This window comes from Rudaea sp., assembly GCF_057139185.1.
The window spans coordinates 1-26,961 of sequence record NZ_DBNHDN010000007.1; the positions used below are offsets into that span (position 1 = coordinate 1).

Here is a 26,961-nt window from a genome sequence, read left to right on the forward strand (position 1 = left end):
GATAAAAGTGCTTTACAACCCGAAGGCCTTCTTCACACACGCGGCATTGCTGGATCAGGCTTGCGCCCATTGTCCAATATTCCCCACTGCTGCCTCCCGTAGGAGTCTGGGCCGTGTCTCAGTCCCAGTGTGGCTGATCATCCTCTCAGACCAGCTACAGATCGTCGCCTTGGTGGGCCTTTACCCCGCCAACTAGCTAATCTGACATCGGCTTCTCCAGCCGCGCGAGGTCTTGCGATCCCCCGCTTTCACCGTTAGGTCGTATGCGGTATTAGCGTAAGTTTCCCTACGTTATCCCCCACGACAGGGCAAATTCCGATGTATTCCTCACCCGTCCGCCACTCGCCACCCACAGTATTGCTACTGCTGTGCTGCCGTTCGACTTGCATGTGTTAGGCATGCCGCCAGCGTTCACTCTGAGCCAGGATCAAACTCTTCAGTTGAAATTGCAGTCAGCATTGCTGCTGACAAATTACTTTAGAGAGTGAAACCAAGCTGCTTTGATTACTCAAATTTGACCGATTTCTCGGTCGAGGCTTGAAGACGCTCTTGATTCGATGGACGTGTTGTCCACCCCAAGGCGCCCACACAAGTCACCTGCGCACACTGTCAAAGATCGAATTCCTGCGGGGGCGTTTTCACCTCCGCGCTCATCGAACATTTCGTCCGAGAGAGCCGCCTACTATACAACCAATTTCGTATCCGTCAACACCTTTTTTGAAAAATCTTCGAAAGGTTTTGTCGGGATTCAGCCCTTCGATCTTGCCAGCGGCGGCACCAATCGAAGGGGGGCGAATCATACATCCGATTTCCGTTTCGTCAACACTCACGAAACAACTTCTTGTCGACGCCTCGAAGATCACCTCTTGTCGCACCGCACCGTTCCCGGCCGCACGACGAAGGGCCGCGAATCCTACAACCAATTCCCGATTCGTCAAGCCCGCGGCGAAGTTTTTTTGCAGGGCCCTACGCAGAGCAGCTCGGCGCTATGCGGCAGCAACCAGGCGCACGCGAGCAAATGCGCGCTTGCCGACCTGCAGCAGGTGCTCACCGCCGGCCGCAAGCACGCGTTCTCGGTCTTCGACCACGACGCCGTCGATGCGCACCGCGCGTTCGGCAAGCTTGCGCGTCACCTCGGAATTGCTTGCCGCGAGCCTGGCCGCGACGAACAGCGGCGCGATGCGGATGCCTTCGGCGGCGACCGCGACGTCCTGCAGCGGCAGATCGACGTCGACACGTTGTTCGCGCACCAGCGCATTCCACTGCTCGATCGCGCGCTCCGCCCCATCCGCGCCCTGGAAGCGTGTCGCCAGTTCGCGCGCGAGCGCGAGCTTGGCGTCGCGCGGATGCAGTTGTCCGTCCGCGACTTCGCGCTTCATCTTCTCGATGTCGGCCGCCGAACGATCCAGGCTCAAGAGTTCGTACCAGCGCCACATCAGCTCGTCGCCGATCTTCATCGTCTTGTTGACGATGTCGATCGCCGGCTCGTTGATGCCGATGTAGTTGCCGAGCGACTTCGACATCTTGTGCACGCCATCGAGGCCTTCGAGCAGCGGCATGGTCAGCACGATCTGCGGCGGCTGGCCGGCCTCCTCCTGCAACTGGCGGCCGACGAGCAGGTTGAACTTCTGGTCGGTACCGCCGAGCTCGACGTCGCATTCAAGCGCGACCGAGTCGTGGCCCTGCACGAGCGGATAAAGGAATTCATGGATCGCGATCGGCTGACCGCCCTTGTAGCGCTTGGCGAAATCGTCGCGCTCGAGCATGCGCGCAACGGTGTGCCTGGCCGCGAGCTTGATCATGCCGGCTGCGTCCATCTTGCCGAACCATTCGGAATTGAAGCGTACCTCGGTTTTTTCGCGATCAAGCACCTTGAACACCTGATCGGCGTAGGTCTTGGCGTTGGCTTCGATGTCCTCGCGGCTCAGCGGCTTGCGCGTGGCGTTCTTGCCGGTCGGATCGCCGATCATGCCGGTGAAGTCGCCGATCAGGAAGATGACCTGATGGCCAAGATCCTGGAACTGGCGCATCTTGTTCAGCAACACCGTGTGGCCGAGATGCAGGTCAGGCGCGGTCGGGTCGAATCCGGCCTTGATCCTTAGCGGGCGGCCGAGCTTGAGTCGGGATTCCAGATCCTCGCGCTTGATGATTTCCTCGGCACCGCGGCCGATCAGGTCCAGGGCCGCCTGCAGTTCTGCTGACATCGTCGTTTCCACCCGCTTTACGCGAAAAGTATGCTTGTACAAACCGCCCGATCCGTTCAGTTTTCGTCAGATCGGAGTTAAAAAAACATTATTCGAAAAACCGGTCAGAACTCATTGAAAAACAAAGGATTGACGCACGGTTTTCGACTGGATATGGTACGGCCTGTTTTGTCGGAAGCCGACCGTGAACCTGAACAGAAACCACTCCGGCGCGGAGCGCGCACCGCAATCCTGCGCCACGCGAATCGCACCGCACGACGGCGATACCCGCACGTCCACTCCAACAGCAAGGTGGACTTTTATGCAGAATCTCGCGAAGGCGCCGCTGTCGTGGCGGCGGCGTCATGTCGTCCTTGCCGGCGCCATTGTCGCGGTACTCGTCGCCGCCGGCACGACGATCCCGACCTGGGCACTGGCGATGCGCGACTCGGGCCACGTGCCGCGCACGACGCTGGACCTGCCACTGCCGACATTATCGCCGGAAGATGCGGCCTTGTCTGCGGCGATCGACGCGACGAACAACAATCCGCTGACCGACGACAGCGCCTGGCTGGTGGTCAAGGTCAAGTCCGGACAGACGCTGGCCGACATCTTCCAGCAGCAGGGACTCAATGCCACCGATCTCGCGCGCCTGCTCGACGACCCCGACAACACGCGCTGCCTGCGCAGCATCCATCCGGGCGATGAATTCGCATTTCAACGCAACGACGACGGCTCGTTGCGTGCCGTCCGCTTCGACCGCGACGATCGCACACGCGTGATCGCAAGCTTCGGCGCCGCCGGCATCAAGCAAACCGAACTCGACCGCAACATCGAGCGCCGCACCCACGTCGCCCGCGGCACCATCGATTCCTCGCTGTTCGGCGCGGGTGAGGCCGCCGGCATGAGCGATGCGATGGTGCTGCAACTCGCCAACGCGTTCGGCTACGACATCGACTTCGCTCAGGATCTGCGCCAGGGCGACAGCTTCACCGTACTCTACGACGACGTCTACCGCGAGGGTGAGCGCCTGCGCGACGGCGACATCATCGCCGCGACCTTCGTCAACAAGGGCAAGCGCTACTCCGCGTTCCGTTTCACCAACAGCGCGGGTGAGACGAGCTACTACAGCGGCGAGGGCCGGCCGCTGAAGAAGTCCTTCCTGCGCACACCGCTCGACTTTTCGCGCATCACCTCGTATTTCTCAGTCGCGCGCATGCACCCGATCCTCGGCACGATGCGCGCACACAAGGGCGTCGACTACGCCGCACCGCAGGGCACGCCGATCCGCGCCGCCGGCGACGGCAAGATCGCGTTTCGCGGCTGGCAGCCGGGTTACGGCAACGTCGTCATCGTCCAGCACAATCCGCACACGACCACGCTGTACGGCCACATGTCGCGCCTCGGCGGCTATCAGGTCGGCCAGCACGTCGCACAGGGCGCGACGATCGGCTACGTCGGCATGACCGGCCTCGCCACCGGCCCGCACCTGCACTACGAATTCCGCGTCGACGGCCAGCACCGCAACCCGCTGACAGTGACGACACTGCCGCCCGAGCCGCTGCCCGGTGTCGAACTCGCGCGTTTCCGCAGCCAGACCCAGCCGATGCTCGCGCGTCTCAATCGGCTCGAAGCCACGCAACTCGCTTCGGCGAAGTAAGGCCGCTCCAGACGTTGAACTGTGAAGGCACAAGAAATCGGGTTTCTGACCGGCAGGACGGAATTCTTCTTGAGGTCTTCAAGCGCCTTCTGCGTGGTTTCCTCAGAGCGCCGGGTTTTTGATCTGAGATTCTTCCTATGGCGGCGCTGTATCTCGGCCTGATTTCCGGTACCAGCGCCGACGGCATCGACGTCGCGCTGGCTACGTTCGTGCGCAGACCCGGGCTGCGCGCCCACCTGACCCATCCGTATCCGGACAATCTGCGCCGACGCATCCTCGCGCTCGCGCAGGGCGATGGACGCATCGCGCTCGACGAATTCGGTGCGCTCGACGTCGAAATCGCGCGCGCATTTGCGGCAGCCGCAAACACACTGCTCAAGCGCGAAGGCGTCGATGCGAAGCAGGTCCGCGCGCTCGGTTCGCACGGCCAGACCGTGCGTCATCACCCGCTCGGCCCCGCGCCGTACACGATGCAGCTCGGCGATCCGAACCTCATCGCCGAGCTGACCGGCATCACCACCGTCGCCGATTTCCGCCGTCGCGATCTCGCCGCGGGCGGCCACGGTGCGCCGCTGGCACCGGCATTCCATGCGGCCATGCTGGCGAAGGACAAACGGACTCGCGTGGTGCTCAACCTCGGCGGCATCGCCAATATCACGATCCTGCCCGGCAACGCGAAGCAGCCGTTGCGCGGCTTCGACACCGGCCCGGCGAGCTGCCTGCTCGACGCCTGGATCGCCAAACATCTCGATCAGCCCTACGACAAGGACGGCGCCTTCGCCGCCTCGGGCCGCATCGACGAAACGCTGCTCAAGCGCCTGTTGTCGGAGCCGTATTTTGCTCTGGCGGCGCCGAAAAGCACGGGCCGCGAGGTGTTTCATCTGACCTGGCTTGCCGAACACCTGCGTGGCCTCGCGATCGCGCCGAAGAACGTGCAGGCGACACTGGTCGCGCTGTCGGCGATGACGATCGCCGACGCGATCCGCACGCAGGCGCGCGACGCGCGCGAGGTCTGGGTTTGCGGCGGCGGCGTACACAATCCGGTGTTGGTGGCCGCGATCGCGGAAGCGCTCGCGCCGATTCAGGTCGCGAACATCGCCGATCTCGGCATCGATCCCGATTTCGTCGAGGCGATGACTTTCGCCTGGCTCGCGCGCGAACGGCTCAATGGCCACGCCGCGCCGAACGTGCACACGGTCACCGGCTCACGCGGGCCGCGCATCCTCGGCGGCGTCTATCCGGCGTGATCGCCGCAGCAGCCAGAGCACCAGCAACATCGCGGGAATGCCGGTCACGGCGGTGTAGATGAAGAACGGCGGATAGCCGAACTTGTCGACGATGACGCCCCATTGGCTGGCCAACGTTTTCGCCGGCAGGCTCCACAGCGTGCCGAACAGCGCGTATTGCGTGGCCGTATAGGCGACGTTCGTCAGCGACGACATGAATGCGATAAACGCCGTGCCGGCGATACCGTTGGCGATATTGTCGAGGCTGACCATCGCGATCAGCCAGATGCGATCGGGTTCCGGCGCATTCATGGGATCGACGGCATGCTGAGCGATGAACGGCGCAAGCCGATCGGCAGAGTAGGCGTAGAGCAGATTCGCGAGCGACAACAGCACGACGCCGAGCAGCAAAGTGGACGGAATGCCGATGCGCTTGACCAGGTAACCCGCGAGCACGGCGCCGCCCAGGGTCAACGCAACACCGTAGCCTTTCGAGATCAGCGCGATGCTGTCGAGCGTGTAGCCGGCGTCTACGTAAAACGGAATCGCGGCGACGCCCATCGTCGTGTAGTTGAGCCGGTAGGTCACGATCAACAGCAGTAGCGGCACCGCGACTTTCCAGCCGTTGCGCGCGAAGAAATCGACGATCGGACTGACGATGGCGCCGAGCAACCAGGCGACCACGCTGCGCAGCGCAGCCGGCCAATGCGCTGAACGTTCGAGGAACGCGACCGCTCGCGTTTCCTGCACGACCGTCGCGCGCGATATCGCCGCACCGGTTTCGCGCAAGAACAGGATCGTCAACGGCCCCACTGCGAAGCACAGCGCCATAGTCAGATAAGCCGACGTCCATCCGCCCTTCGCCGCCGCGTACAGCGCACCCGCACCGCCGGTGATCAGTGCGCATTGGTAGCCAACTTGATATGCCGCCGCCAGCGCACCTTGCCACTGCGGCTCGGCCGATTCGATGCGATAGGCATCGAGCGCGATGTCCTGCGTCGCCGAGGCGAATGCGGTGATCACCGCAAACCACGCAATGTGCTCGGCGTGAACTACCGGATCGGTCAACGCCATCGCGACAATGCCGAACAGGATCGCGAACTGCGCAAGCAGCATCCAACTACGCCTGCGGCCGATCCTGCTCAAGAACGGCAGCGCAAAGCGATCGACGACCGGGGACCAAAGGAATTTCAGCGAATAGGCTAGACCGACCAGACTGAAGTAGCCGATCGTCGTGCGATCGATCCCGCTTTGGCGCAGGCGTGCCGACAGCGTCGTCAGTACCAGCGGAAACGGCAAGCCGGCGGCAAAGCCGAGCAGCAGCATCGCGCGCACGTCGGTGCGCGCATAGTCGCCGAGTGCCGAGCGCCAGCGCTGCAGCGAAAGACTCACGCGTACTCGACCAGCATCGGCGCGTGGTCGGAGAAACGCGGCGCGGGCGTGATCTCGCAACGCTTCACTTTCTTGCCCATGCCCGGCGTGACGATCTGGTAGTCGATGCGCCAGCCGACATTGTTCGCGCGCGCGCCGCCGCGCGCCGACCACCAGGTGTATTCGACCGTGTCGGGCTTGGCCACGCGGAAGGCATCGTTCCAGCCGATCTTCGGCGGCTTGGTCAGGCCGTCGCCGTGCGTGTCGGCGATCAGGCCGTTGAGCCAGGCGCGCTCGGTCGGCAAGCAACCGGAATTCTTCTGGTTCGAGGTCCAGTTCTTGATGTCGTCCTTCGCGCGCACGATGTTCCAGTCGCCACAGAGCACGTAGTCGCGGCCGGATTTCAGCCATTCGGCAAAGATCGGCGTGAGCCAGTTCATGACCTTGAACTTGAAGTCCTGCCGCTCCTCGCCCGAGGTGCCGGACGGGATGTAGAACGAGACCACGCTGAGCTTGCCGAAACGCGCTTCGATGTAGCGGCCTTCCTCGTCGAACTCGCGCCAGCCGAGCGCGGTGCGCACCTCGTCCGGCTCGCGTTTAGCGTAGATCGCGACGCCGCTGTAGCCCTTCTTCGTCGTCGCGTCGCGATAGAAGCAGTGGTGGCCGTCGGGGCGGAACATCGGATCGGCGAGCTGATCCTCCTGCGCCTTGGTCTCCTGCAGGCAGACCACGTCGGCATCCTGCTGCTTCAGCCAGTCGAAGAAGCCCTTGTTCGCGGCAGAACGGATGCCGTTGGCGTTGAAGGTGAGGATTTTCACGGGTTCGGGGCTCGGGGCTCGGGGCTCGTAGATTACCGGATTGCGTGCGGCCCTTTCGACGCAGTGCATGAATCTTTGCCAGTGCAGTCTTCGATGCGACGGAGCACTTTCGCTATCATCGAGTCCCGAGCCCCGAGTTTCGAATCCCGATGCTTCCCCATCAGCAATCCTTCCTCGACCTCGCCCTCGCCAAGAACGCGCTGCGCTTCGGCGAATTCACACTGAAGTCAGGCCGTGTCAGCCCTTACTTCTTCAACGCCGGCATGATCGACTCGGGTGCGGCGCTGTCTACGCTCGGGCATGCGTACGCGCAGACGGCGCTGGCTTCGGGCATCCAGTTCGACATGCTGTTCGGGCCGGCCTACAAGGGCATTCCGCTCGCGACCGCGACCGCGATCGCGCTGGCCGACGCCACCCAGCACGACGTTCCGGTGGCGTTCAACCGCAAGGAGGCGAAGACCCACGGCGAGGGCGGTGTGGTGATCGGCGCGCCGCTCAAAGGTCGCGTGCTGGTCGTCGATGACGTGATCACGGCAGGCACGGCGATCCGCGAATCGCTCGCGTTGATCGCCGCGCAAGGAGCGACCGCAGCGGGTATCCTGATTGCGCTCGACCGCCAGGAGCGCGGTCGAGGTGCGCTGTCCGCGGTGCAGGAAGTCGAGCGCGAGTTCGGCGTGCCGGTGATCGCCATCGCGCGCCTCGCCGAACTGTTCGCGCTGATCGACACCCACGCCGAACTCGACATGTATCGGGAACGCATGGAAGCATACCGGCGCGCCCATGCCACCGCTGAATGATGCGGTGACGCGCACTTTTTGCGAGTGCTCGATCGTTTATGCTTTACGAAACCTGAGGATATTTCATGCGCTTCAGCACTTCCCTCGCATTGACGCTGGCCCTCGCGACCGTTGCCACGCAATATGTCCGCGCCGACGACAAGGGCCTGCACAACCGCTATCGCTGGACCGACGCGCACGGCATCGTCCAATACAGCGACGTGCCGACCGCTGAAGCGCTGCAAGCCGGCTACGACGTGATCGACGCGCGCGGCAGCGTGGTCAAGCATGTCGACCGGGTCAAGAACGCAGACGAGAGGAAAGCCGATGCCGCGGCAGCCGATGCATCCGCGCGTGAAAAGCAACGCATTGAGGAAGCCGCGCAAGCCGACCGCCAATTGTTGCAAGCCTACCCCTCGGAACAGGCATTGATCGCCGCGCAGAAAGGACGCGTAGTGGCGATCGATCTGGATCTCGCCAACGTCAAGATCAGTGAGGCCAACCAGGAAAAAAGTCTGACCGAGCAGCTCACCTACGCCTCCACGTTCGAACGCGACGGCAAACCCGTGCCGGCTGCGGTCAAGCAGCAGATCGAGGCGCTGAGCAGAAACGTGGCGGCACAGAGGAAATACACCGCGGACAAACTCGCGGAGCGCGCGCTATCGGAACAGAAGGCGCAAGCCGAACTCGCCCACTACCGCGAGTTGCGCGCGGCACAACAGAAAGCCGGCTCGCCATAGCCGACGAACCTCGCATCCTGATTTCCGGCCCCTCGATGTCCGGGCGCAACGAATCGAACCACGGCAAATCGAAGCGCGCCGGCTAGAACGGCAGCTTCAATTTCGAATTGACCGCGAGCAGCTGGGCACGGAACAGATTCTGCACGCGTTTGAGCACGTCCATGCTTTCGGCATCGAAACGCAGCACCAGCACAGGCGTCGTGTTCGAGGCGCGCACGAGGCCCCAACCATCCGGCCAGTCGGCACGCAGGCCGTCGAGCGTGTTGATCGCGGCGCCTTCGAATTTTGCTTCCTGCTTGAAGCGTTCGATGAACTTGTAGTGCTCGCCTTCGGCCAGCTCGATCTTGAGCTCGGGCGTTGAAACGCTGTTCGGCAGCGATTCGAACACCGCCTGTGGCAAGCGCTGCCGTGCATCGCCGGAGAGGATCTCGAGCAGGCGCGCGCCGGCATACAAGCCGTCATCGAACCCGTACCAACGTTCCTTGAAAAAGAAATGGCCGCTCATCTCTCCGGCCAGCGCCGCGCCGGTTTCGCGCATCTTGCCCTTGATCAGGGAATGTCCGGTGCGCCACATCAGCGGCGCGCCGCCGGCCGCTTCGATCACCGGCGCGAGTTTGCCGGTGCATTTCACGTCATAGATGATCGTCGCGCCCGGATTGCGCGAGAGCACGTCCTGGGCGAACAGCATCAGGGTACGGTCGGGGAATATCACTTCACCCGACGGGATCACCACGCCGAGACGATCGCCGTCGCCATCGAACGCGATGCCTAGATCGGCCTTGACCTGCTTGACCGTGAGGATGAGGTCTTCGAGGTTGTGCAAATCGGACGGATCGGGGTGGTGGTTCGGGAAATTGCCGTCGACTTCGCAGAACAGCGGAATGACATCGGCGCCAAGGCGTTCGAACAGCTGCGGCGCAATCGCCCCCGGAATGCCGTTGCCGCAATCGATGACGACCTTGACCGGGCGATGCACGCGCACATCGCCGGCGATACGCTCGATGTAGTCGGCACTCAGATCGCGCTTCTCGAGCAACCCGGTACCGCTGACAAAGTCCCTGTCGACGATGCGCTGGCAGAGCTTCTGGATCGCGTCCTCGGCCAACGTCTCGCCGCCGAGCACGATCTTGAAGCCGTTGTAGTCGGGCGGATTGTGACTGCCGGTGACCATCACGCCGGAACCGAGATTCAGATGATGGGTGGCGAAATACAGCACCGGCGTTGGCGCAGCCCCAATATCGGTCACGTTCACGCCGGTCGCGCGAAGACCCTCGATCAGGGCGGCAGCCAGGCTTGGCCCGGACAAGCGCCCATCGCGGCCGACCGCGATCGTGCTCAGGCCCCGGCTCGCCATCTCGCTGCCGATCGCACGACCGATCAGGCGCGCAACGTCGACATTCAGGGTCTTGCCGAGCACGCCGCGGATATCGTACGCACGGAAGATGCTGCGACTGACGTGGATATCCTGATCCTCCACGGGAGCAGGTTTTGGAGGCGCCGCACGGGCTGGAGACATCGGAACGGATTCCTCGGCGGCTTCTTCGGTCGTGGTCGGACCTGGTTCTTGTTTGCGCGGCCGCAACGCCTCGAATGCCGCGCGCCAGCCGACCAGGCGGGCGTGGAACATTATCCCGCCTGCGGCCCATGCCAGCAAAGCAAGCATGCCGAGCAAAAGCAAGCTGTGCGGCATGAAGATCAACGACGAAGGCTGTGTGATATCGACACGAAACAAGCTGTTCGCTACCGGTTTGCCGACATTGTCGGACATGTTTCCACCGGTGGTGCCTATCGTTGCCAGCAGCAGACCGTTGCCGCCATCACCCTGACGCAGTTCGAATCCCGCGTTGCCAGGCTTGCGGAATGCCGCCAGCAATGGCTCCAGCGGCAATGCGACCCAGGCATAGGCAAGCAATTGTCCGCCGCGGGTCACCGGCAGTGCGAACGCCAACAGGCGCCTGCCGCCCTCGCCAGCCACCGATTGCGCGGGAACCGGCTGTCGTGTGCGGCTGGCCTGCACGAGCATGGCCGAGCGCGCATACCCCGTCTTGGCGAAGTCCGACACCAGTACGTCGGAGATGTCGGCACGGTAGAAATCGATGGTGACGAGTTCGGACACGGCTTGTTTCATTGCCTGCACGGCCGCGTCGCGTCCGCTCTCCCAGGACTCGGCCAGAGGCGCCGAGACCGCATCGCTCGCCAGCGCCTGCTGCAGCCGCGATCGCGTGTCGGTCAGCAACTGGCCAAGCACCCGGATTTCGTCATCGCGCGCCGCCTCGACCCGCGCCCTGTCATCCTGCTCTCCATGGACAAGCCAGGCTTGCCAGACGAAGAAAATGCCGAGGATCCACAGCAACAGCGCGCCGACCAGCATGATGTAACGGCCCATGCCGGCACTTTCCACGTTGTCGTGTCGTTCGCGCTTCGCATGCGCAACCGAAGCGCTCGCCGCAGACGCGGCCCCCGCGCCTTCGAGTTCGGCATCGGGCAACTCATCAGGTTTCTTTCTCGCAAGCCAACTCGCCACGATCGATTCCCCCTGTGTCGTTCCGGGGCGACAGCTGTGCGCTACACGCTGCCGGAGTGACCGAATCCGCCGGCGCCGCGGGCGCTGGCATCGAACTCGTCGACCACACGAAATCGCGCATGCGCGACCGGCAAAAAGACCAGCTGCGCGATGCGTTCCCCCGGTACGATGGTATAGCCAGCCGCAGCGCGATTCCAGCACGAAATCATCAGCGGCCCCTGGTAATCCGCATCGATCAAGCCGACCAGATTGCCGAGCACGAGACCGTGTTTGTGACCCAATCCCGATCTCGGCAGGATGACTGCGCAGTAGTTCACATCTTCGATATGGATCGCGATGCCGGTCGGGATCAGCACGCTCGCGCCGGGCTCGAGCGTGAGCGGCGCGTCGAGCGCCGCGCGCAGGTCCATGCCCGCCGAACCCGGCGTCGCCCGCGCGGGCAGCGGGATGTCGCTGCCCAGGCGCGGATCGAGAATCTTCAGCTCGACGTCGATCATCGTGACTTGCGCTTCGCCGCGACGACCGCGACCTTTTTCGGCACCTCCTTGCGCGCCGCGAAGCGCTCGGCGATGCGCGCGACGAGCTGGCGCGCGAGCGCGAGCTTGTCGGCGCGCGCGAGGCGCTCGCTGCCGTCACGCGAGATCAGCAGGATCTCGTTCTGGCAGGCGTCGAACCCCTCGCCTTCGCCGACCTTGTTCGCCGCAATCAGGTCGAGCTTCTTGCGTTCGAGCTTGGCGCGCGCGTAACCCTCGATGTTCTGCGTCTCGGCGGCGAAACCGACGACGTAGGGCCGCGACTTGAGCGCGGCGACAGCGGCGAGGATGTCGGGATTCTCGTTCAGGCTCAGGGTCAACGCGCCGCCAGTCTTCTTCAGTTTGTGCGCGGCGATTTCGTGTGGACGAAAATCGCCGACCGCGGCGGCGCCGATGTAGATATCGCTGTGCGGCGCGCGCGCAAGCACCGCCTCGCGCATGTCGCGCGCGCTGCGCACGTCGACACGGGCGACGCCTGCGGGCGTCGGCAGGTGTACGGGGCCGGCAACGAGTTCGACGCGCGCACCCTGCTCCATCGCCGCCTGGGCGACGGCAAAACCCATACGCCCCGAGCTGCGGTTGCCGATGAAACGCACTGGATCGATGTCCTCGTAGGTCGGTCCCGCACTGACCAGCACACGCCTGCCCGCCAGCACCGCCGGACCATGCAGCGCGCCGAGTTCGGCGATGATCTCGTGCGGCTCGAGCAAGCGGCCGAGACCCGACTCCGGCTCGGCCATGCGTCCTTCACCGGGGCCGAAAAACACCGCGCCGCGCGCGCGCAGCGTGGCAACATTGGCTTGGGTGGCGGCATGCGCCCACATGCGCAGGTTCATCGCAGGCGCGATCGCGAGCGGCGCGTCGCTGGCGAGACACAGGGTGGTGAGCAGATCGTCGGCGAAACCCTGCGCGAGCCGCGCGATCAGGTCGGCGCTGGCCGGCGCGACGACGATGCGCTGCGCCCAATGCGCGAGTTCGAGATGCCCCATCGCGGCTTCGGCGGCCTCGTCCCACAAACCCGAGCGCACCGGCTGGCCCGACAGAGCCTGGAAAGTCAGCGCGCTGACGAAGCGCGCCGCGTTCTCGGTCAGCACGACGCGAACCTCGGCACCGACGTCGCGCAGACGGCGCACCAGCTCGCAGGCCTTGTAAGCCGCGATGCCGCCCGAAACGCCGAGCAACACACGCAAACCGGCAAGTCCGTTTCGAGCCTCGATCTGAGCCATGGGTACCTCGAAAAACCGTAGCGGCGAAGAGAATTTGCGTATCGTCGGAACGCAGGAACCGGAGTGTACATAGAAGTACATGAGGACTACTCGCCGCATCCGCGGCTCGCCGTTCGGGTCATTCGCTTCGCGAATGTCCGCTTCGGCATCCTGCCTTCGCAGTCCGAGCGCCCGCCGGGGCGCAACATCGAGCAGCAGGCTTTTCGAGACGCCCCGTGTAGGAAATCCAACGACAACGACATGCGTTGCTAGCTTACCGGAATTTGCGCCTGTCCCGGCTGCGTCCGCACGGCATACCGACGGAAACTTTCGCCATGACGATCCTCGACTGGCCCAGCGCGGAACGCCCGCGCGAGAAATTGCTGGCGCGCGGCCCGGGTGCGCTGTCGGATGCGGAACTGCTCGCGATCTTCCTCGGCAGCGGGCGCCGCGGCCAGACCGCGGTCGACCTCGGGCGCGAATTGCTCGGCCGCGACGGCGGATTGAAGACGCTGCTCGAACTCGAACCCGCAGCGCTGGCCGGGCTGCCCGGGCTCGGCGCAGCCAAGGCCTGCCGACTGTGCGCCGCGCTCGAACTCGGCCGGCGCTACCTTGCCGCCGACCTCGAACGCGCCGATGCGCTGACCAATCCGCGCGCCTGCGCAGAGTTCGTGCGCGCCAGACTGGCGGGTTACCCGTACGAGGTGTTCGCCTGCCTCTATCTCGACAACCGTCACCGCATGATCGCGTTCGAAGAATTGTTCCGCGGCTCGATCAACGGCGCCAGCGTGCATCTGCGCGAAGTCGTGCGCCGCTGCCTGGCGCACAACGCGGCGGCGGCGATCTTCGCCCACAATCATCCGTCGGGCGTCGCCGAACCGAGCCAGGCCGATCGCGACGTCACCGCCGAACTGCAACGCGCCCTGCACCTGGTCGACGTGCGCGTGCTCGATCATCTGGTCGTCGGCGCCGGCCGCGCCGCATCGCTCGCTCAGATGGGTTGGCTGTAGCCGCGCAGGACTGGCGCAAGCGAAAACGGCGGTGCAACGGTCCTTGTGTACCGGCCGTTTTCTGATCGTCCCGAAAGGACGCGAACAGGTGACAGCTCAGGCGTCGGTACGTCCGTGTCGGCCATCCCTGCGGCCTGCCCGCGACGTGCGCATCCCGCACGCCACGCCACTCCCTGTGCCCTGTTGCGACGCCTGAGGCGACCAAGGCTACTTCCGGGTTGTTGCCAAATTCTTACGTCGGGACAAGCGTTTAGCCCGTGGATTTATACACAATGCAACATTCGCCGCATTTGCGACGTTTTACACTTGGATTACGATTGGAATGCAGGAATTATTCTTTTGATAATCATGTAGTTACATGAAAATCCGTGTTCCCCGGGCGGCGCCGTGGCGGCTTAGCCGATTTCGCCGGTTCGCGCAAGCCGCCGGCCTATGCACAAAGTTATCCACAGGCGCTGGCGTCGATATGCGGGTTCGACCACCGCTGCAGCCAAGCCATACCCGCCAGGACCGTGCGCTGCCGCCTGGTTCGTTCCCGGCGTTGAAATCGCAAGGAAAAGTTGCGTCTGAAAATTCCGCGGCAGATTCCTTTTCGCAGCACCCGCGCCCACACTGCCGCACATGATCCCGTTGCTCCGCAGCAAACTGTTCCTGCCCGGCTCACGGCCGGAGCTTTTCGTCAAGGGTACGGCCAGCGCCGCCGATGCGCTTTCGTTCGACCTCGAGGACGCCGTGGCGGACGACGCCAAGGCGGCCGCACGCCGCCACGTCGCCGAATTCGTCCGGTCGGGCGCGGCACGCGAGGCGGGCAAGCTCGTCGTCGTGCGCGTCAACGCCCTCGGCACACCGCATTTCGTCGACGATATCAAGGCACTCGCCATGGCTGGCGCGGACTTGATCAATCTGCCCAAGTGCGAATCCGCCGAAGAGGTGCGCGCGGCCGCGGCCGCGATTGCGCACATGGAACCACCCGGCACGACGCTGCGCGCCGGGCTGCTGATCAATATCGAAAGCAGCAAGGGCCTGCGCCTTGCCGCGCAGATCGCCGCTGCGCACGCGCGCGTGCGCGGGCTGCAACTCGGCCTGGGCGACCTGTTCGAGCCGCTCGGCATCGAGCGCCGTGATCCAGCCAACATCCACGCGGCGATGTTCGCATTGCGCCTCGCCGCAGGCGAAGCCGGCATCTGGTGCCTCGACGGTGCCTTCGCCGACATCGGCGACGAGGCCGGCTATCTCGCCGAGGCGCGCATGGCGCGCAACCTGGGCTTCGTCGGCAAAACCTGCATCCACCCCAGCCAGGTGGCGCTGGCAAACACGGTATTTGCGCTCGGCGCGGACGAAGTCGAACTCGCACGGCACATCGTCGCGGCCGCGCGCGAGGCGGCCGCGTTGGGGCGTGGCGCTTTCCTCGTCGACGGGCGCATGATCGATCCGCCGTTCCTGCGCCGTGCCGAGGCGATCCTTGCCGCCGCCGAAGGGCGCTGAAGCACCGCTCGCGCGAAAAACCAGATTTGGGGGTTGTAGTGAGTCCGATGTTTCGTTTGAGCCTTGCGGGTGCGCGAAAGCTCGCTGCGTGCGTTCTGCCGCTGGGAATCGCCGCCGCCGCGCAAGCGGAAAACCTGACCACGGTGAAAATCGGCACGCTGCCCGTGTTGAGCGATGCCGGCGCGCTGGTCGGCCTCGCCGCGATCGACGCGCGACCGCTCGCGCTGACGGAACGTGGCGCGTTCGTACTCGCCGCGGACCGCCGGGCGTGGCAACGCATCGCCCCGCCCACAGGCGGCAGCGTGCACGCATTGGCCAGCGACGGCGTGCGCACGTTCGCGCTGGCCGGGCCGGCCGGCTCCGACTCGGTCGACCGCGCGATGCAATGGTCGCTGGTCGACGGCGCGCTGGCAGCGCGCGAATTGCCGGCCTTGCCGGTCACGCTGACCCGGGTACGGGCAGCGCTCGAGGGTGACGCACTCGTCGTCGGTGGACTCGACGCGGGCGGCCGCAATACCGTGCTGCAACTCGCCGCAGTCGTCAACGACCCGCGCTGGAAGACGCTGTCCGCGCGTCCCGGCGGTGTAGCGGATTCGATCGTCGCGCAAGATTCGGCGGTGTTCGTCAGCGTACCGACGGCTGGCGCCGCAGGAGATCAGCTCTGGCGCTGGTCGGCGGACAAAGGCTGGCAGGACGTGGCGATCGCGCCCGGCACGATCGTGCCTGGTTCGTCGCGCGCGATCGGCCAAGCCACGGCGCTCTACCTCGTGCGCACGGCCCACGGCACGACGAATCTGGTCAGTTATCACACGATCACGGGCGCCTGGGCCACGCTTGCCGATCTCGGCACGGCCGAAGCGGGCGCGATCACGGCATGGAACGACGGTTTGCTCTGGGCGCAGGCGGGCAGCAGCATCAGCTTCGGCTACGCGGAAATCGAAGCGGGCAAGTTGTTGCTGAAGTGGCTGGACTGGATCGTCATCGTCGTCTACCTCGCCGCGATGATCGGCATCGGCATGTATTTCTACCTGCGCGACAAGCATAAATCGACCTCGGAATTCTTCGTCGGCGGCCGCAGCATCCCGTTCTGGGCTGCGGGCGTGAGTCTGTACGCGGCAAACACGAGTTCGATCAGCTTCATCGCAATTCCCGCAAAAGCGTTCGAGACGAACTGGACCTACATGACGAACAACCTGATCGCCGTGGTCGGCCTGGTCTTCGTCGCAATCGTCATCGTGCCGCTGCTGCGCCGGCTCGACCTGATGAGCGTGTTTTCGTACCTGGAGACGCGCTTCCACCCGGCGATCCGCATGCTCGCCAGCGCACTGTGCATCGCGATGCAGCTCGGCAGTCGCATGAGCGTGATCCTGTATCTGCCCGCACTCGCGATCGCGACGATCACCGGCATCGACGTGACCTGGAGCATCCTGCTCATGGGCGGCTTCACCATCATCTATACCGCGCTCGGCGGCATGCGTGCGGTGATCTGGACCGACTTCGTCCAGGTGATCGTGAAGATGGGCGGTGCGATTTTCGCGATCGCCTTCATCGTCTGGCAGCTCAAGGGCGGCTTCGGCGAGTTCGTCGCCACAGCGCTCGCCGAGCACAAGACGAAACTTTTCGACTTCAGCTTCGATTTGACCAAGGCGACGGTGTGGGGCTTCATCTTTCTCGTCGTGTTCGACGTGGTGCTGACCTTCCCCAAGGACCAGGTGCTGATGCAACGCGTGCTCTCGACCAAGTCCGACAAGGAGGCCGGCCGTTCGATCTGGGCCTTCGCCGCAATCATGATCCCGGGCGGCTTCGTCTTCTACACGATCGGCACGGCGCTGTTCGTGTTCTACAAGACCCATCCCGAGCGCATGAATCCGCTGCTGCCGATCGACGCGACGTTTCCGCTGTTCATCGCCGCGGAATTGCCGAGCGGGGTGACCGGCCTGATCATCGCCGGCATCTTCGCCGCGGCGATGGCGACGCTTTCCGGCATCATGAACTCGGTGGCGACGCTGGCCTCGGTGGATTTCTACGAGAAGATCGCATCGCGACCCGACCCGCGCAAGAGCGTGCGCTTCGCCGAAATCATGACCGTCGCCGCCGGCCTGGTCGGCATCGCCATCGCCCTGCTGCTATCGCGCTTTGACATCCATTCCCTGTTCGACGTCTCCATCGAACTCGCAGGGCTGCTCGGCGGCGGCTTTGCCGGCGCGTACACCCTGGGCATGTTCACGCGCCGGGCGAATTCACCCGGCGTCGCGATCGGCATCGCCTCGAGCATGGTGCTGACGCTGGCGATCTGGTCGCTGAAGATCGTGCATCCGTATTTCTATCTCGCGATCTCGATCATGCTGTGCATCGTCATCGGCTATCTCGCGAGCCTGCTGTTTCCGCCACCGACACGGTCGTTGGCGGGGTTGACGATTTATCGCGATGGCTGACGTTCGTCTCTCTGCTCGTCATTCCAGCGGTTTTAACAGCCGAAGGACTGGTCAAGCCGGAATCCAGCGTCTTCGTTTTTTTTATCTTGTCTTCAAGGAGCAACAGCTTCCACTCGTCCTGCGGAGGAGCGGGTTACTTTCTTTCCTTGCACAAAGAAAGTAACCAAAGAAATGCCCCCAGAGCATTGCGCCCTGCGCGCATCCTGCGCTTCGGGTGCGCGTCAGCGGCCGGGCTTCGCTGACTGCACCTCCGTGTGCAGGCAGCGAAGTCGGCGCGATCCCTCGCGCCGCCCCTGCGGGCACTTCCGACCGCTGCCGCCGCAATGCAACGGGGACCCGAAAGCCAGGACAGCGCGCTCCTGCGCGCAGAAGCAAAAGCAGAAAAGCGACCCGCGCGCTGGACGCGCGCGGAACAGCGAAGGGACGCGGTCAGAGGAAATCAAAAGCATTGGCTGGATTCTCGCCAAGAGCATGCGGAAATGACGAGCAGAGCGCAGCGCCGAACCGTTAGGATAGCGCGATGGACACCCAATTCCTTCGCACCTTCGTCAACGTCGTAGAGCGCGGCTCGATGGCCGCGGCGGCGCGCGTGCTCGACATCACGCCGGCGGCGGTCGCGCAGCAGATCCGCACGCTCGAGCGCGAGATCGGAGTGACCCTGATCGCGCGCGTCGGACGCACGGTCAGCGTGACCGAGGAGGGCGCACGCATTCTCGAGCGCGCCCGCGCGCTGCTGCGCGATGTTGCCGACCTGCGCAGCATCGCCAACGACAGCGCGGTGTCGGGCGAGCTGCGCCTCGGCGCCTGCCCGACCGCACTCGCCGGCATGCTGCCCGACATCCTCGCGCGCATGGTCGCGAAGTTCCCGCAGATCAACGTGTTCATCCGCCCGGGCTATTCGGCCGAGATGTACCGCGCGGTCGAGGCCGGCGAACTCGATGCCGCGCTCGTGCTGCAGGCTCCCTACGCGCTGCCGAAAACCTGCGACTGGCAGTTGCTGCGCGAAGAGCCGCTGGTGCTGATCGCGCCGAAAAAATACGCCGGCCGCGACCCGCACGAACTGCTCGCGAACGAGCCGCTGATCCGCTACGACCGCAATCAGTGGGGCGGTCGCCTCGCCGACGCCTACCTGCGCGAGAACGGCATCGTGCCGCACGAGCGCTTCGAGCTGAACGCGCTCAACGCGATCGCGGTCATGGTCGACCGCGGCCTCGGCGTGTCGATCGTGCCCGACTACGCGCAGCCGTGGCCGGAAGGCCTGCAACTCGTGCGCATGGCGCTGCCGCAGCCCAGCGAGCCACGCCGCATCGGCACGGTCTGGTCGCGCTCGACCGTGCGCATCCGTCTCGTCACCGTGTTGCTTGCCGAAGCGCGCGCGGCGATGACAACAAAAAGTAGAGTCTGAACATAGGCGCGGGCGATTCCTCTCCCGATCGCGAGCGCCTAGGCTCCCAGCGTCGAGTGCTGCATTCAGAGCGTCCGCAACGAGGCGCGCAGCGCGACGCCTGCCGAGGATGGCAGGCGCTGACGCCAGCGGAGCCGAGCCGTGCGGCTCCACCTTTGACACGACCGGGGAGAAAGCAATGACCAGACCCATTACCACCGCGCTCGGCTGCATCGTGCTTGCGGCAGCGGCTAGCGCGCACGCCGACGATCCCGCCGCGGTGAACGCGGCGCAGACAGACAACGCCACGCCGAGCGACAAGCCCAGGCAGGAACTCGAAACCGTCACCGTGACCACCGGTTCGCGCAGCGCCAAGGCGGTGGACAAGATTCCGGGCGCGATCATGGTCATCACCAAGGCCGAAGTCGACCGCACGCTGGCACTGACCGACGACGCCACTGCCGTGCTCGCACGCACCGTACCCGGCTACGCCGAATCCTCGCAGGCAATGAGCAACACCGGCGAGAACCTGCGCGGACGCATTCCGCTGCGCCTGTTCGACGGTATTCCGCAGGGCTCGCCGCTGCGCGAAGGTACGCGCAACGGCACGTTCACCGATATGGGCATCATCGACCGCGTCGAGGTGATCAACGGCCCCTCGGCCGCCGAGGGCATCGGCGCAGCCGGCGGCATCATCAACTACATCTCCAAGAGTGCACAGAAGGAAGGCGACCAGGTCGACCTGACCATGCGCTACTCGACCCAGTTCAAGGACGATTCCTCCGGCTACAAGGTCGGCGCGAACTGGGCGCACAAGAGCGGCGATTTCGACATGTACCTCGCCGGCTCCTACATCGACCGCGGCATCACCTGGGACGCGAACGGCCGGCGCATCGGCATGCATCAGTCCGGCTCGCTCGCCGACACGAGCTCGAACGACTTCTTCGCCAAGTTCGGCTACGACTTCGGCCAAGGCAACTCGCAGCGCCTGCAATTGACCCTGAGCAAGTTCAAGATCGACGGCAAGGACAACTACATCGAGCAGCTCGGCGACCGCAGCAAGGGCATCACCGACACCGCGGTGCCCGGCCACAATCCCGGCACCTACGCGCCGTTCAACGATTTCTGGCAGGCCCAGCTCAAGTACCTCAACAGCGACTTCTTCGGCGGCACGCTGGCGATGGACGCCTACCGCGCCAGCCAGGCGATGCGCTTCCTGCCCGAGGCCACGCCGGACAAGCAGGATCCGCTGATCGCTCCGCTCGGCACCCTGATCGACCAGTCGGAAATCAATTCGCAGAAGAAGGGCTTGCGCACCTCGTGGACGCGGCCGGATCTGTTCGGCGTCAGCGGTCTCGAGCTGCACACCGGCGTCGATTGGGTCGAGGACACGGCACAGCAGAAGCTGGCGATCACCAACCGCCTGTGGGTGCCGCCGATGGACTACACGAGCTGGGCGCCGTATCTGCAGCTGTCCTGGGATGTCGGGCCGGTGACCCTGGTCGGCGGCATCCGCCGCGAGGACGGCCAGCTCGAGGTCAACGACTACACCACGACGTATTACCGCAACCGCGTCGCGGTCAAGGGCGGCACGATCGACTACCAGAACAACCTGCCCAATGTCGGCGCGATCTGGCGTTTCGCCGAGGGCTGGTCCGCGTTCGCCTCGTGGAGCAAGGGCTTCACCCTGCCGAACGCGGGCATTCCGCTGCGCAACGTCAACAAGCCCGGCGTGTCGGTGTCGAAGATGAAGGATCTGCAGGCGATCATCGTGCGCAACGAGGAAGTCGGCTTCAACTGGCGTGGCGAGCGCGCCGGATTCTCGGCCTCGGCGTACAAGTCGACCTCGCAGCTCGGCGCCTCGCTGTCGGTCGATCCGACCACCGGCGACTACGTGATGAATCGCGCGCCGGTGGACATCAAGGGTTTCGAATTCTCCGGCGACTTCCGCTTCAACGACGAATGGAAATCGACGCTGCTGTTCTCGCGCGCGATGGGCTACACCGTGTTCACCGCGAACGGCCCGTTGACCAAGCACATGGGCGTGACCGACGTGATGCCGGCCAAGCTCGGCGCCTCGCTGACCTGGAATTTCTCCGAGTACGGCAACGCCACGCTCGGCGGCACCACGCTGCTGTCGCGCAACCTCAACCAGAACACCACCGCGTATGAACACATCGGCGGCTACACGCTGTGGGATCTCGAGGTCAACTACGACACGCGCAAATTCGGCAAGCTGACCCTGGGCGTGGAAAACCTGACCGACCGTTACTACATTCTCGCGTTCAACCAGGTCGACAGCTACCAGAATTTCTTCGCCGGTCGCGGCCGCGTGGTCTCGATCACCGACAAGTTCTCGTTCTGAGCGTTTTGTCCGCATGCGGCGCGACCCCTCCCGTCGCGCTGCACGGCGTCGCCGCCGCGGCCTCTCCAACCCGCGGCGGCGGTTTCTTTTTTTCTGCCATGACGGCGCATCCGGCATAGAATCGGCCAGCCATCCCGAAACCTCGCGCCCGCGACCGATCGCATGAACCACGCACCTTCCCGCAGCGGCGTCCTCGTCGCCGGTTCCGCCAACCTCGACTTCGTCGTGCGCGCTGCACACGTGCCCGCGCCGGGCGAGACCGTGCTCGGACGCGAATTCGCCACGTTCCCCGGTGGCAAGGGTGCGAACCAGGCCGTCGCCTGCGCGCGCGCCGGCGGCGCGGCCACAAGCATGCTGCTCGCGCTCGGCGAGGATCCCTACGCGCAACAGCTCGAAGCCTCGCTGCGCGGCGCCGGCGTCGAACTGCACATCGTGCGCACGCCGGGAGTCGCAACAGGCACGGCCTTCATCTGCCTCGCCGACGATGCCGAGAACGCGATCACCGTCGCGCCCGGCGCGAACAACAAGCTGCGCGCCGAACACCTGCCCGCACTGGCCGGCGTCAGCCATCTGCTGCTGCAGCTGGAAACGCCGATGGAAACCGTGATGGCTTATGCGGTCGCGGCGCATGCGGCCGGTGTGAGCGTCGTGCTGAATGCCGCGCCTGCGCGCGAACTGCCGACCGGGCTGCTCGACGCAGTGGCCGTGCTGATCGTCAACGAAGGTGAGCTGGCGACGATCACCGGCGTGCACGGCAACATCGCCGCGGCGCTGAAGCACCTTTGCGTACCTTGCGTGATAGTCACACTCGGTGCGCGCGGCGCGTGCGCACGCGCGCAAGGCAAATTCCACCTGCAAGCCGCGTATCGCGTCGATCCGGTCGATACGACCGGCGCGGGCGACACATTCTGCGGCGCGTTCACCGCGGCGCTGGGTGCCGGTCTGGACCTGCCGACCGCGCTTGCGCGCGCGAGCGCCGCGGGCGCGCTCGCGACCACACGCCTCGGCGCGCAGACGGGCGTGCCCGGCTACGACGAGATTGAAACCTTCATGCGCTCCCGGGCCGCAAGGACGAACAACGTCGCCGCGCAGCGCGAACTCGCCGCTTACTGCGGCTTGAAGGACTAAAAACCTTTGCCGAGGATTCCACGGACCAATGCGGACAAAGAAAAGCCGATTTTTCGCTCTATCCGTGCCATCCGCGCAATCCGTGGCAAGAATTTTTTTTGATCGATTCGCATGACCGCCGAAGACCAGCCACGCAAGACGCACTACCACTTCTCGCACGTCACCACGGGCCGCTACCTGCCGACGCCCGGCAAGGCGCCAGGCTGGCCGTTCGCCGAGATCGGCCACTGGACGATCGACGTCAACGCGAGCAGCGACGACTGGATCGCCTCCCTGCGCGAATGGCGGCGCGAACACCTGACCCGCATCGGCTACGACGACGCCAACTATCGCCGGCCCGAACTGCAATGGGCGCAGCACAACTTCGTCCATGCGCAGATGATGGTCGAGGACCGCTACTTCTACGATCCGGTTGCGCAAAAGTATACCGTCGACCGCTATCTCGACGACCTCGAAGCGCGCTACGGCGGCATCGACAGCGTGCTGATCTGGTACGTCTATCCGAACATCGGCGTCGACGACCGCAACCAGTTCGATCTCGCCCGTGATTTGCCGGGCGGGCTCGAAGGACTGCGCGGTGCGGTCGCCGACTTTCACCGCCGCGGCGTCAAGGTGTTCCTGCCGACGATGCCGTGGGACCACGGCACGCGCGAGGAGGGCGAAGCCGACTGGCTCGCCATTGCAAAGATCGTCGAGAAGGTCGGCGCCGACGGCCTCAACGGCGACACCTACAACGGCGTTCCGCGCGCGTTCTTCGACGCCTGCGACGCGCTCGGCTGCGCGGTCGTGTGCGAGCCGGAATCGACGATCAGCGCCGAGGAACAGCTGATCTGGAACGTGTCGAGCTGGGGCAAGAAAGCGCCCGCCGACGTCGTGCCGTCGGTGGCCAAGTTCAAATGGCTCGAGCCGCGCCACATGATCCACTACGAAAACCGCTGGGGCCGCGAGCGCACCAACGACCTGCAGTACCTGTTCTTCAACGGCATCGGCTGCAACGCCTGGGAGAACGTCTGGGGCATCTGGAACGGGTTCACCCCGCGCAACGCCGAAGCGCTGCGCCGCTGCGCGATGATCGAACGCCGTTTCGCCGCGCAGATGACCAGCGCCGACTGGCGGCCATACGCAAAGACCTTGCAGGCCGGCGTGTTTGCCAGCGAATTCCCGCGCGATGGCATCACCGTGTGGAACTTCGTCAACCGCAACGAGTACGCGGTCGACGGCGAGCAGATCGCACTGCCGCGGCGCGACGGCGCGCGCTATTTCGACCTCTGGCACGGGGTCGCGCTGACGCCGCGCATCGACGCCGGCCAAGCGGTGTTCGAGTTCGCGCTGGAAGCGCATGGCTTCGGCGCACTGCTCGCGCTCGAGGCGGATGTCGGGATCGACGGACTCGATGCGTTTCTCGCGCAGATGCGCGAACGCGCGCGGACGCCGCTGCAGTCGCTGTCGAGTGCGTGGCAGGCGCTGGCGCAGCGACTCGTCGCGATCGAACCGACGCAGCGCATCGCCGATGCGCCCGAAGGCATGCTGACGATTCCCGCCGGCGATTTCGACTTCGTCGTCCACGGCATCGAGATCGAAGGCCAGACCTGGGCCGGCCTCGACGTGCAGTATCCATGGGAATCGACGCCGCGGCGCAGCCATCGCCGGCGCCTGCGCATCGAGAGATTCCACATCGATCGCACGCCGGTGACCAACGCGCAGTTCAAGCGTTTCCTCGATGCGACAAAGTATACCCCGCGCGACGCGCACAACTTCCTGCGCGACTGGAGCAACCACGCGCCGCCGGCGGGCTGGGAGAACAAACCGGTCACCTGGGTTTCGCTCGAGGACGCGCGCGCCTACGCAGCCTGGGCCGGCAAGCGCCTGCCGCACGAATGGGAATGGCAGTACGCCGCGCAGGGTGGCGACGGCCGTTCGTATCCGTGGGGTTCGACGTGGAACAGCGAAGCGGTGCCTGCGACGAACCGCGCTCGCACGCTCGCGCCGCCCGCCGACGTCGCTGCGCATCCGCAGGGCGCCAGCCCGTTCGGCGTGCTCGATCTCGTCGGCAACGTCTGGCAGTGGACCGACGAATACACGGACGAACACACGCGTGCCGCGGTGCTGCGCGGCGGCAGCTCGTATCAGCCGCAGACTTCGCACTGGTATTTCCCGCAAGCGCACCGGCTCGATCAACACGGCAAGCTCCTGCTCATGGCGCCGTGCAAGGACCGTTCGGGACGGATCGGTTTCCGCTGCGTGCTCGACGCCGACTAGAGCCGTGGCGGATTTTCACGCCATCGACATGCGTGTGGGCGGCCTGCTCGGCGAAGCGCTGCGCGCGAATGCAGCGGGGCGACTGCGCCATTTCATCGTCGACGAGACGAGTCCGGCGATCGCGATCTTCGGCGCGGAACACCTCGCGCAGAATCGCGAAGGCGACTGGTACGGCGAACACGCAGGCAAGTGGTTGTACGCGGCGGCGAAGTGCGCAGCGCGCACGCGCGACGCGCAGTTGATCGCGCAGGTTCGCCGCGTCGCCGACTTTCTCGTTTCGCGTCAGCAGGTCGATGGCTATCTCGGCACCTATGCGCCCGAGCGGCGCTTCATGCTCAAGCGTCCGCCAAAGCCGAAGTCGTGGAACGGCGAACCGGTGCCGCGCACCTGGGACATCTGGATCCATGCGTATCTGATCCTCGGCCTCGTCGAGGTCAACAAACATTTTCCCGATGCGCGCTATCTCGAAGCGGCGCGGCGCATCGGCGATCTGTGCTGGCGCACGCTGAGTGACGGCGGCATCGACATCTGCGAACTCGGCAACCATCACGGCATGTCGGCGACCGTGCTGATGGACGCGGCGGCCGAGCTGTATTTCGCAACGGACGAACGGCGCTATCTCGATCTGGCCCTGCGGATCCTGAAACAGGCCGACGCGAATCCGGACTTGGCCCTGCTTGCGCGCGCGCTGGCGGGCGCGGATGCGAGCGAGATCGCGACGGGCAAGGCCTACCAGCTGATCTGGAACCTGGTCGGCCTGGCCAAGCTGCATCGCGCGACCGGCACGCCGGAGTATTTGCACGCGGTGGAGAGCCTCTGGACGAACATCCGCGAGCACCACCTGAGCCTCGGCGGCGGCCCCTGCGGCGGCGTCGCGCACCGTTCGCGCGAAGTGTTCAACGCGCCCGGCACGTTCTTCCCGCAGGCCTACGTCGAGACCTGCTCGACCCTGGCCTGGATCCAGCTCAACCGCGAATTGCTCACGATCACCGGTGCGGCGAAGTATGCGGAGGAGATCGAACGCAGCGCGTACAACGATCTGCTCGGCGCGTTCGCGGCGAACGGCGAGGACTGGTGCTACTACTCGTACGCAAACGGCAAGCGCGTGCACACGACGTACTGGCGTTGCTGCAAATCCTCGGGCGCGATGGCGCTGGAGGAATTGCCGGCGCTGATCTGTTCGACCCGAGCGCACGGCATCGACCTGAACCTCTACGCGCCGGGCACAGCGACATTGACGTTGCCGCAGGCCGGCGCGGTGACGGTCGAGCAGCAGACGCGCTATCCGTTCGACGGCCGCATCAACCTGCGATTGACGCTCGAGCGCGGCGCGCGGTTTGTGCTGCGCCTGTGCATCCCGACCTGGGCGAACCATGCGGCAATCGCGATCAACGGCGAGCGCATCACGTTCGAAGCCGCGGCCGGCGAGTACGCGACGATCGAACGCGAATGGCGTACGGGCGACACGATCGCGCTCGATTTGCCGATGACCCCGCAGATCCACCGTCTTGCGCATCGCAACGTGCAGGAGTCGCGCGCGCCCGATGGTTCCCCGGTGCGCCAGGAAGTGCTGCGCCACGACTATCTCGCGATCACGCTCGGGCCGCTGGTCTACGCGACCAGGTTGATCGATGGCTACAAGACCGAGGAGTCGCTGTTGCTGCCGCCGGACCCGCCGGAACGATGGCTGCGGATCGAGCCGACGGCGGATGGCGAAGAAGGCGCCGCGCTCGTGCTCGGTCCGCTGAGGCGTTCGGCGGTGAAGTTCGTGCCGTATTATCGGGCAGGCGGGCGCGTCGACGGCGCCTGGCGGCTGACCTGGATGGCACTTGCGCCGGAGCCGGATCCATGACGCAAGA

General features: G+C 64.9%; 18 protein-coding genes and 1 rRNA gene. 12 read left to right on the top strand and 7 right to left on the bottom strand.

The features are described from left to right. Both AC16HO_RS02540 and tyrS read right to left on the bottom strand, forming a co-directional pair. Positions 1–443: ribosomal RNA gene (locus AC16HO_RS02540) — 16S ribosomal RNA — on the bottom strand; the annotation flags it as partial. Between the two features lie 543 nt (positions 444–986). After that, the gene (gene tyrS / locus AC16HO_RS02545) at positions 987–2,204 is read right to left on the bottom strand and encodes a tyrosine--tRNA ligase (protein WP_395643847.1); all 1,218 of its coding nucleotides are present in this window, start codon (positions 2,202–2,204) and stop codon (positions 987–989) included. Positions 2,205–2,505: 301 nt separating this feature from the next. Between tyrS and AC16HO_RS02550 the strand changes: the two genes are divergently transcribed. Both AC16HO_RS02550 and AC16HO_RS02555 read left to right on the top strand, forming a co-directional pair. Beyond that, positions 2,506–3,843 carry an OapA family protein gene (locus AC16HO_RS02550; protein WP_395643848.1) on the top strand — a complete coding sequence of 446 codons (1,338 nt, stop codon included), beginning with the start codon at positions 2,506–2,508 and terminating at the stop codon, positions 3,841–3,843. A gap of 137 nt (positions 3,844–3,980) precedes the next feature. Beyond that, positions 3,981–5,090: an anhydro-N-acetylmuramic acid kinase gene (locus AC16HO_RS02555; protein WP_395643849.1), complete on the top strand. Its 1,110-nt coding sequence runs from the start codon at positions 3,981–3,983 to the stop codon at positions 5,088–5,090. Here AC16HO_RS02555 and AC16HO_RS02560 read toward each other — a convergent pair. Together AC16HO_RS02560 and AC16HO_RS02565 are read right to left on the bottom strand one after the other, a co-directional pair. Beyond that, a complete protein-coding gene (locus AC16HO_RS02560) occupies positions 5,049–6,461 on the bottom strand; it encodes an AmpG family muropeptide MFS transporter (RefSeq protein ID WP_395643850.1) in 1,413 nt (470 codons plus the stop codon). The two genes, AC16HO_RS02555 and AC16HO_RS02560, sit on opposite strands and share 42 nt — an antisense overlap. Beyond that, complete coding sequence (locus AC16HO_RS02565; RefSeq protein ID WP_395643851.1) at positions 6,458–7,258, bottom strand: exodeoxyribonuclease III; 801 nt, start codon at positions 7,256–7,258, stop codon at positions 6,458–6,460. Before AC16HO_RS02565 ends, AC16HO_RS02560 begins: the two co-directional genes overlap by 4 nt. Positions 7,259–7,407: 149 nt before the next feature. Here AC16HO_RS02565 and pyrE point away from each other — a divergent pair, with 149 nt between their 5' ends. Both pyrE and AC16HO_RS02575 read left to right on the top strand, forming a co-directional pair. Continuing rightward, on the top strand, positions 7,408–8,055 hold the full coding sequence (gene pyrE / locus AC16HO_RS02570; protein WP_395643852.1) for an orotate phosphoribosyltransferase: 648 nt from the start codon (positions 7,408–7,410) through the stop codon (positions 8,053–8,055). A gap of 65 nt (positions 8,056–8,120) precedes the next feature. Continuing rightward, on the top strand, positions 8,121–8,774 hold the full coding sequence (locus AC16HO_RS02575; protein ID WP_395643853.1) for a DUF4124 domain-containing protein: 654 nt from the start codon (positions 8,121–8,123) through the stop codon (positions 8,772–8,774). 82 nt (positions 8,775–8,856) lie between these two features. On the opposite strand, the gene AC16HO_RS02580 is transcribed toward AC16HO_RS02575, so the two are convergent. From AC16HO_RS02580 to coaBC, 3 genes are all read right to left on the bottom strand, one after another. Continuing rightward, the gene (locus AC16HO_RS02580) at positions 8,857–11,145 is read right to left on the bottom strand and encodes a phosphomannomutase/phosphoglucomutase (protein ID WP_484335288.1); all 2,289 of its coding nucleotides are present in this window, start codon (positions 11,143–11,145) and stop codon (positions 8,857–8,859) included. Positions 11,146–11,339: 194 nt separating this feature from the next. After that, positions 11,340–11,795 carry a dUTP diphosphatase gene (dut, locus tag AC16HO_RS02585; protein WP_395643855.1) on the bottom strand — a complete coding sequence of 152 codons (456 nt, stop codon included), beginning with the start codon at positions 11,793–11,795 and terminating at the stop codon, positions 11,340–11,342. Then, complete coding sequence (gene coaBC / locus AC16HO_RS02590) at positions 11,792–13,057, bottom strand: bifunctional phosphopantothenoylcysteine decarboxylase/phosphopantothenate--cysteine ligase CoaBC (protein WP_395643856.1); 1,266 nt, start codon at positions 13,055–13,057, stop codon at positions 11,792–11,794. The genes dut and coaBC overlap by 4 nt, the downstream gene beginning before the upstream one ends. Positions 13,058–13,371: 314 nt before the next feature. Between coaBC and radC the strand changes: the two genes are divergently transcribed. The 8 genes from radC to AC16HO_RS02630 all read left to right on the top strand — a co-directional run bounded on the left by radC (position 13,372) and on the right by AC16HO_RS02630 (position 26,954). Continuing rightward, complete coding sequence (radC, locus tag AC16HO_RS02595; protein WP_395643857.1) at positions 13,372–14,046, top strand: RadC family protein; 675 nt, start codon at positions 13,372–13,374, stop codon at positions 14,044–14,046. Between the two features lie 621 nt (positions 14,047–14,667). Further along, the gene (locus AC16HO_RS02600) at positions 14,668–15,531 is read left to right on the top strand and encodes an HpcH/HpaI aldolase/citrate lyase family protein (protein ID WP_395643858.1); all 864 of its coding nucleotides are present in this window, start codon (positions 14,668–14,670) and stop codon (positions 15,529–15,531) included. A gap of 47 nt (positions 15,532–15,578) precedes the next feature. Next, positions 15,579–17,966, top strand: coding sequence for a sodium:solute symporter family protein (locus tag AC16HO_RS02605; RefSeq protein ID WP_395643859.1), 2,388 nt, complete (start codon positions 15,579–15,581; stop codon positions 17,964–17,966). A 520-nt stretch (positions 17,967–18,486) separates the two neighbouring features. Beyond that, complete coding sequence (locus AC16HO_RS02610; RefSeq protein ID WP_395643860.1) at positions 18,487–19,371, top strand: LysR family transcriptional regulator; 885 nt, start codon at positions 18,487–18,489, stop codon at positions 19,369–19,371. Between the two features lie 178 nt (positions 19,372–19,549). Beyond that, positions 19,550–21,715: a TonB-dependent receptor gene (locus tag AC16HO_RS02615; protein ID WP_395643861.1), complete on the top strand. Its 2,166-nt coding sequence runs from the start codon at positions 19,550–19,552 to the stop codon at positions 21,713–21,715. A gap of 162 nt (positions 21,716–21,877) precedes the next feature. Next, on the top strand, positions 21,878–22,843 hold the full coding sequence (locus AC16HO_RS02620; protein WP_395643862.1) for a ribokinase: 966 nt from the start codon (positions 21,878–21,880) through the stop codon (positions 22,841–22,843). Between the two features lie 111 nt (positions 22,844–22,954). Next, entirely contained in the window at positions 22,955–25,102 is a 2,148-nt protein-coding gene (locus AC16HO_RS02625; RefSeq protein ID WP_395643863.1) for a formylglycine-generating enzyme family protein, read from the top strand. 4 nt (positions 25,103–25,106) lie between these two features. Then, positions 25,107–26,954, top strand: a complete 1,848-nt coding sequence (locus tag AC16HO_RS02630; protein ID WP_395643864.1) for a glycoside hydrolase family 127 protein — start codon at positions 25,107–25,109, stop codon at positions 26,952–26,954. The last annotated feature ends 7 nt before the right edge of the window (positions 26,955–26,961 follow it).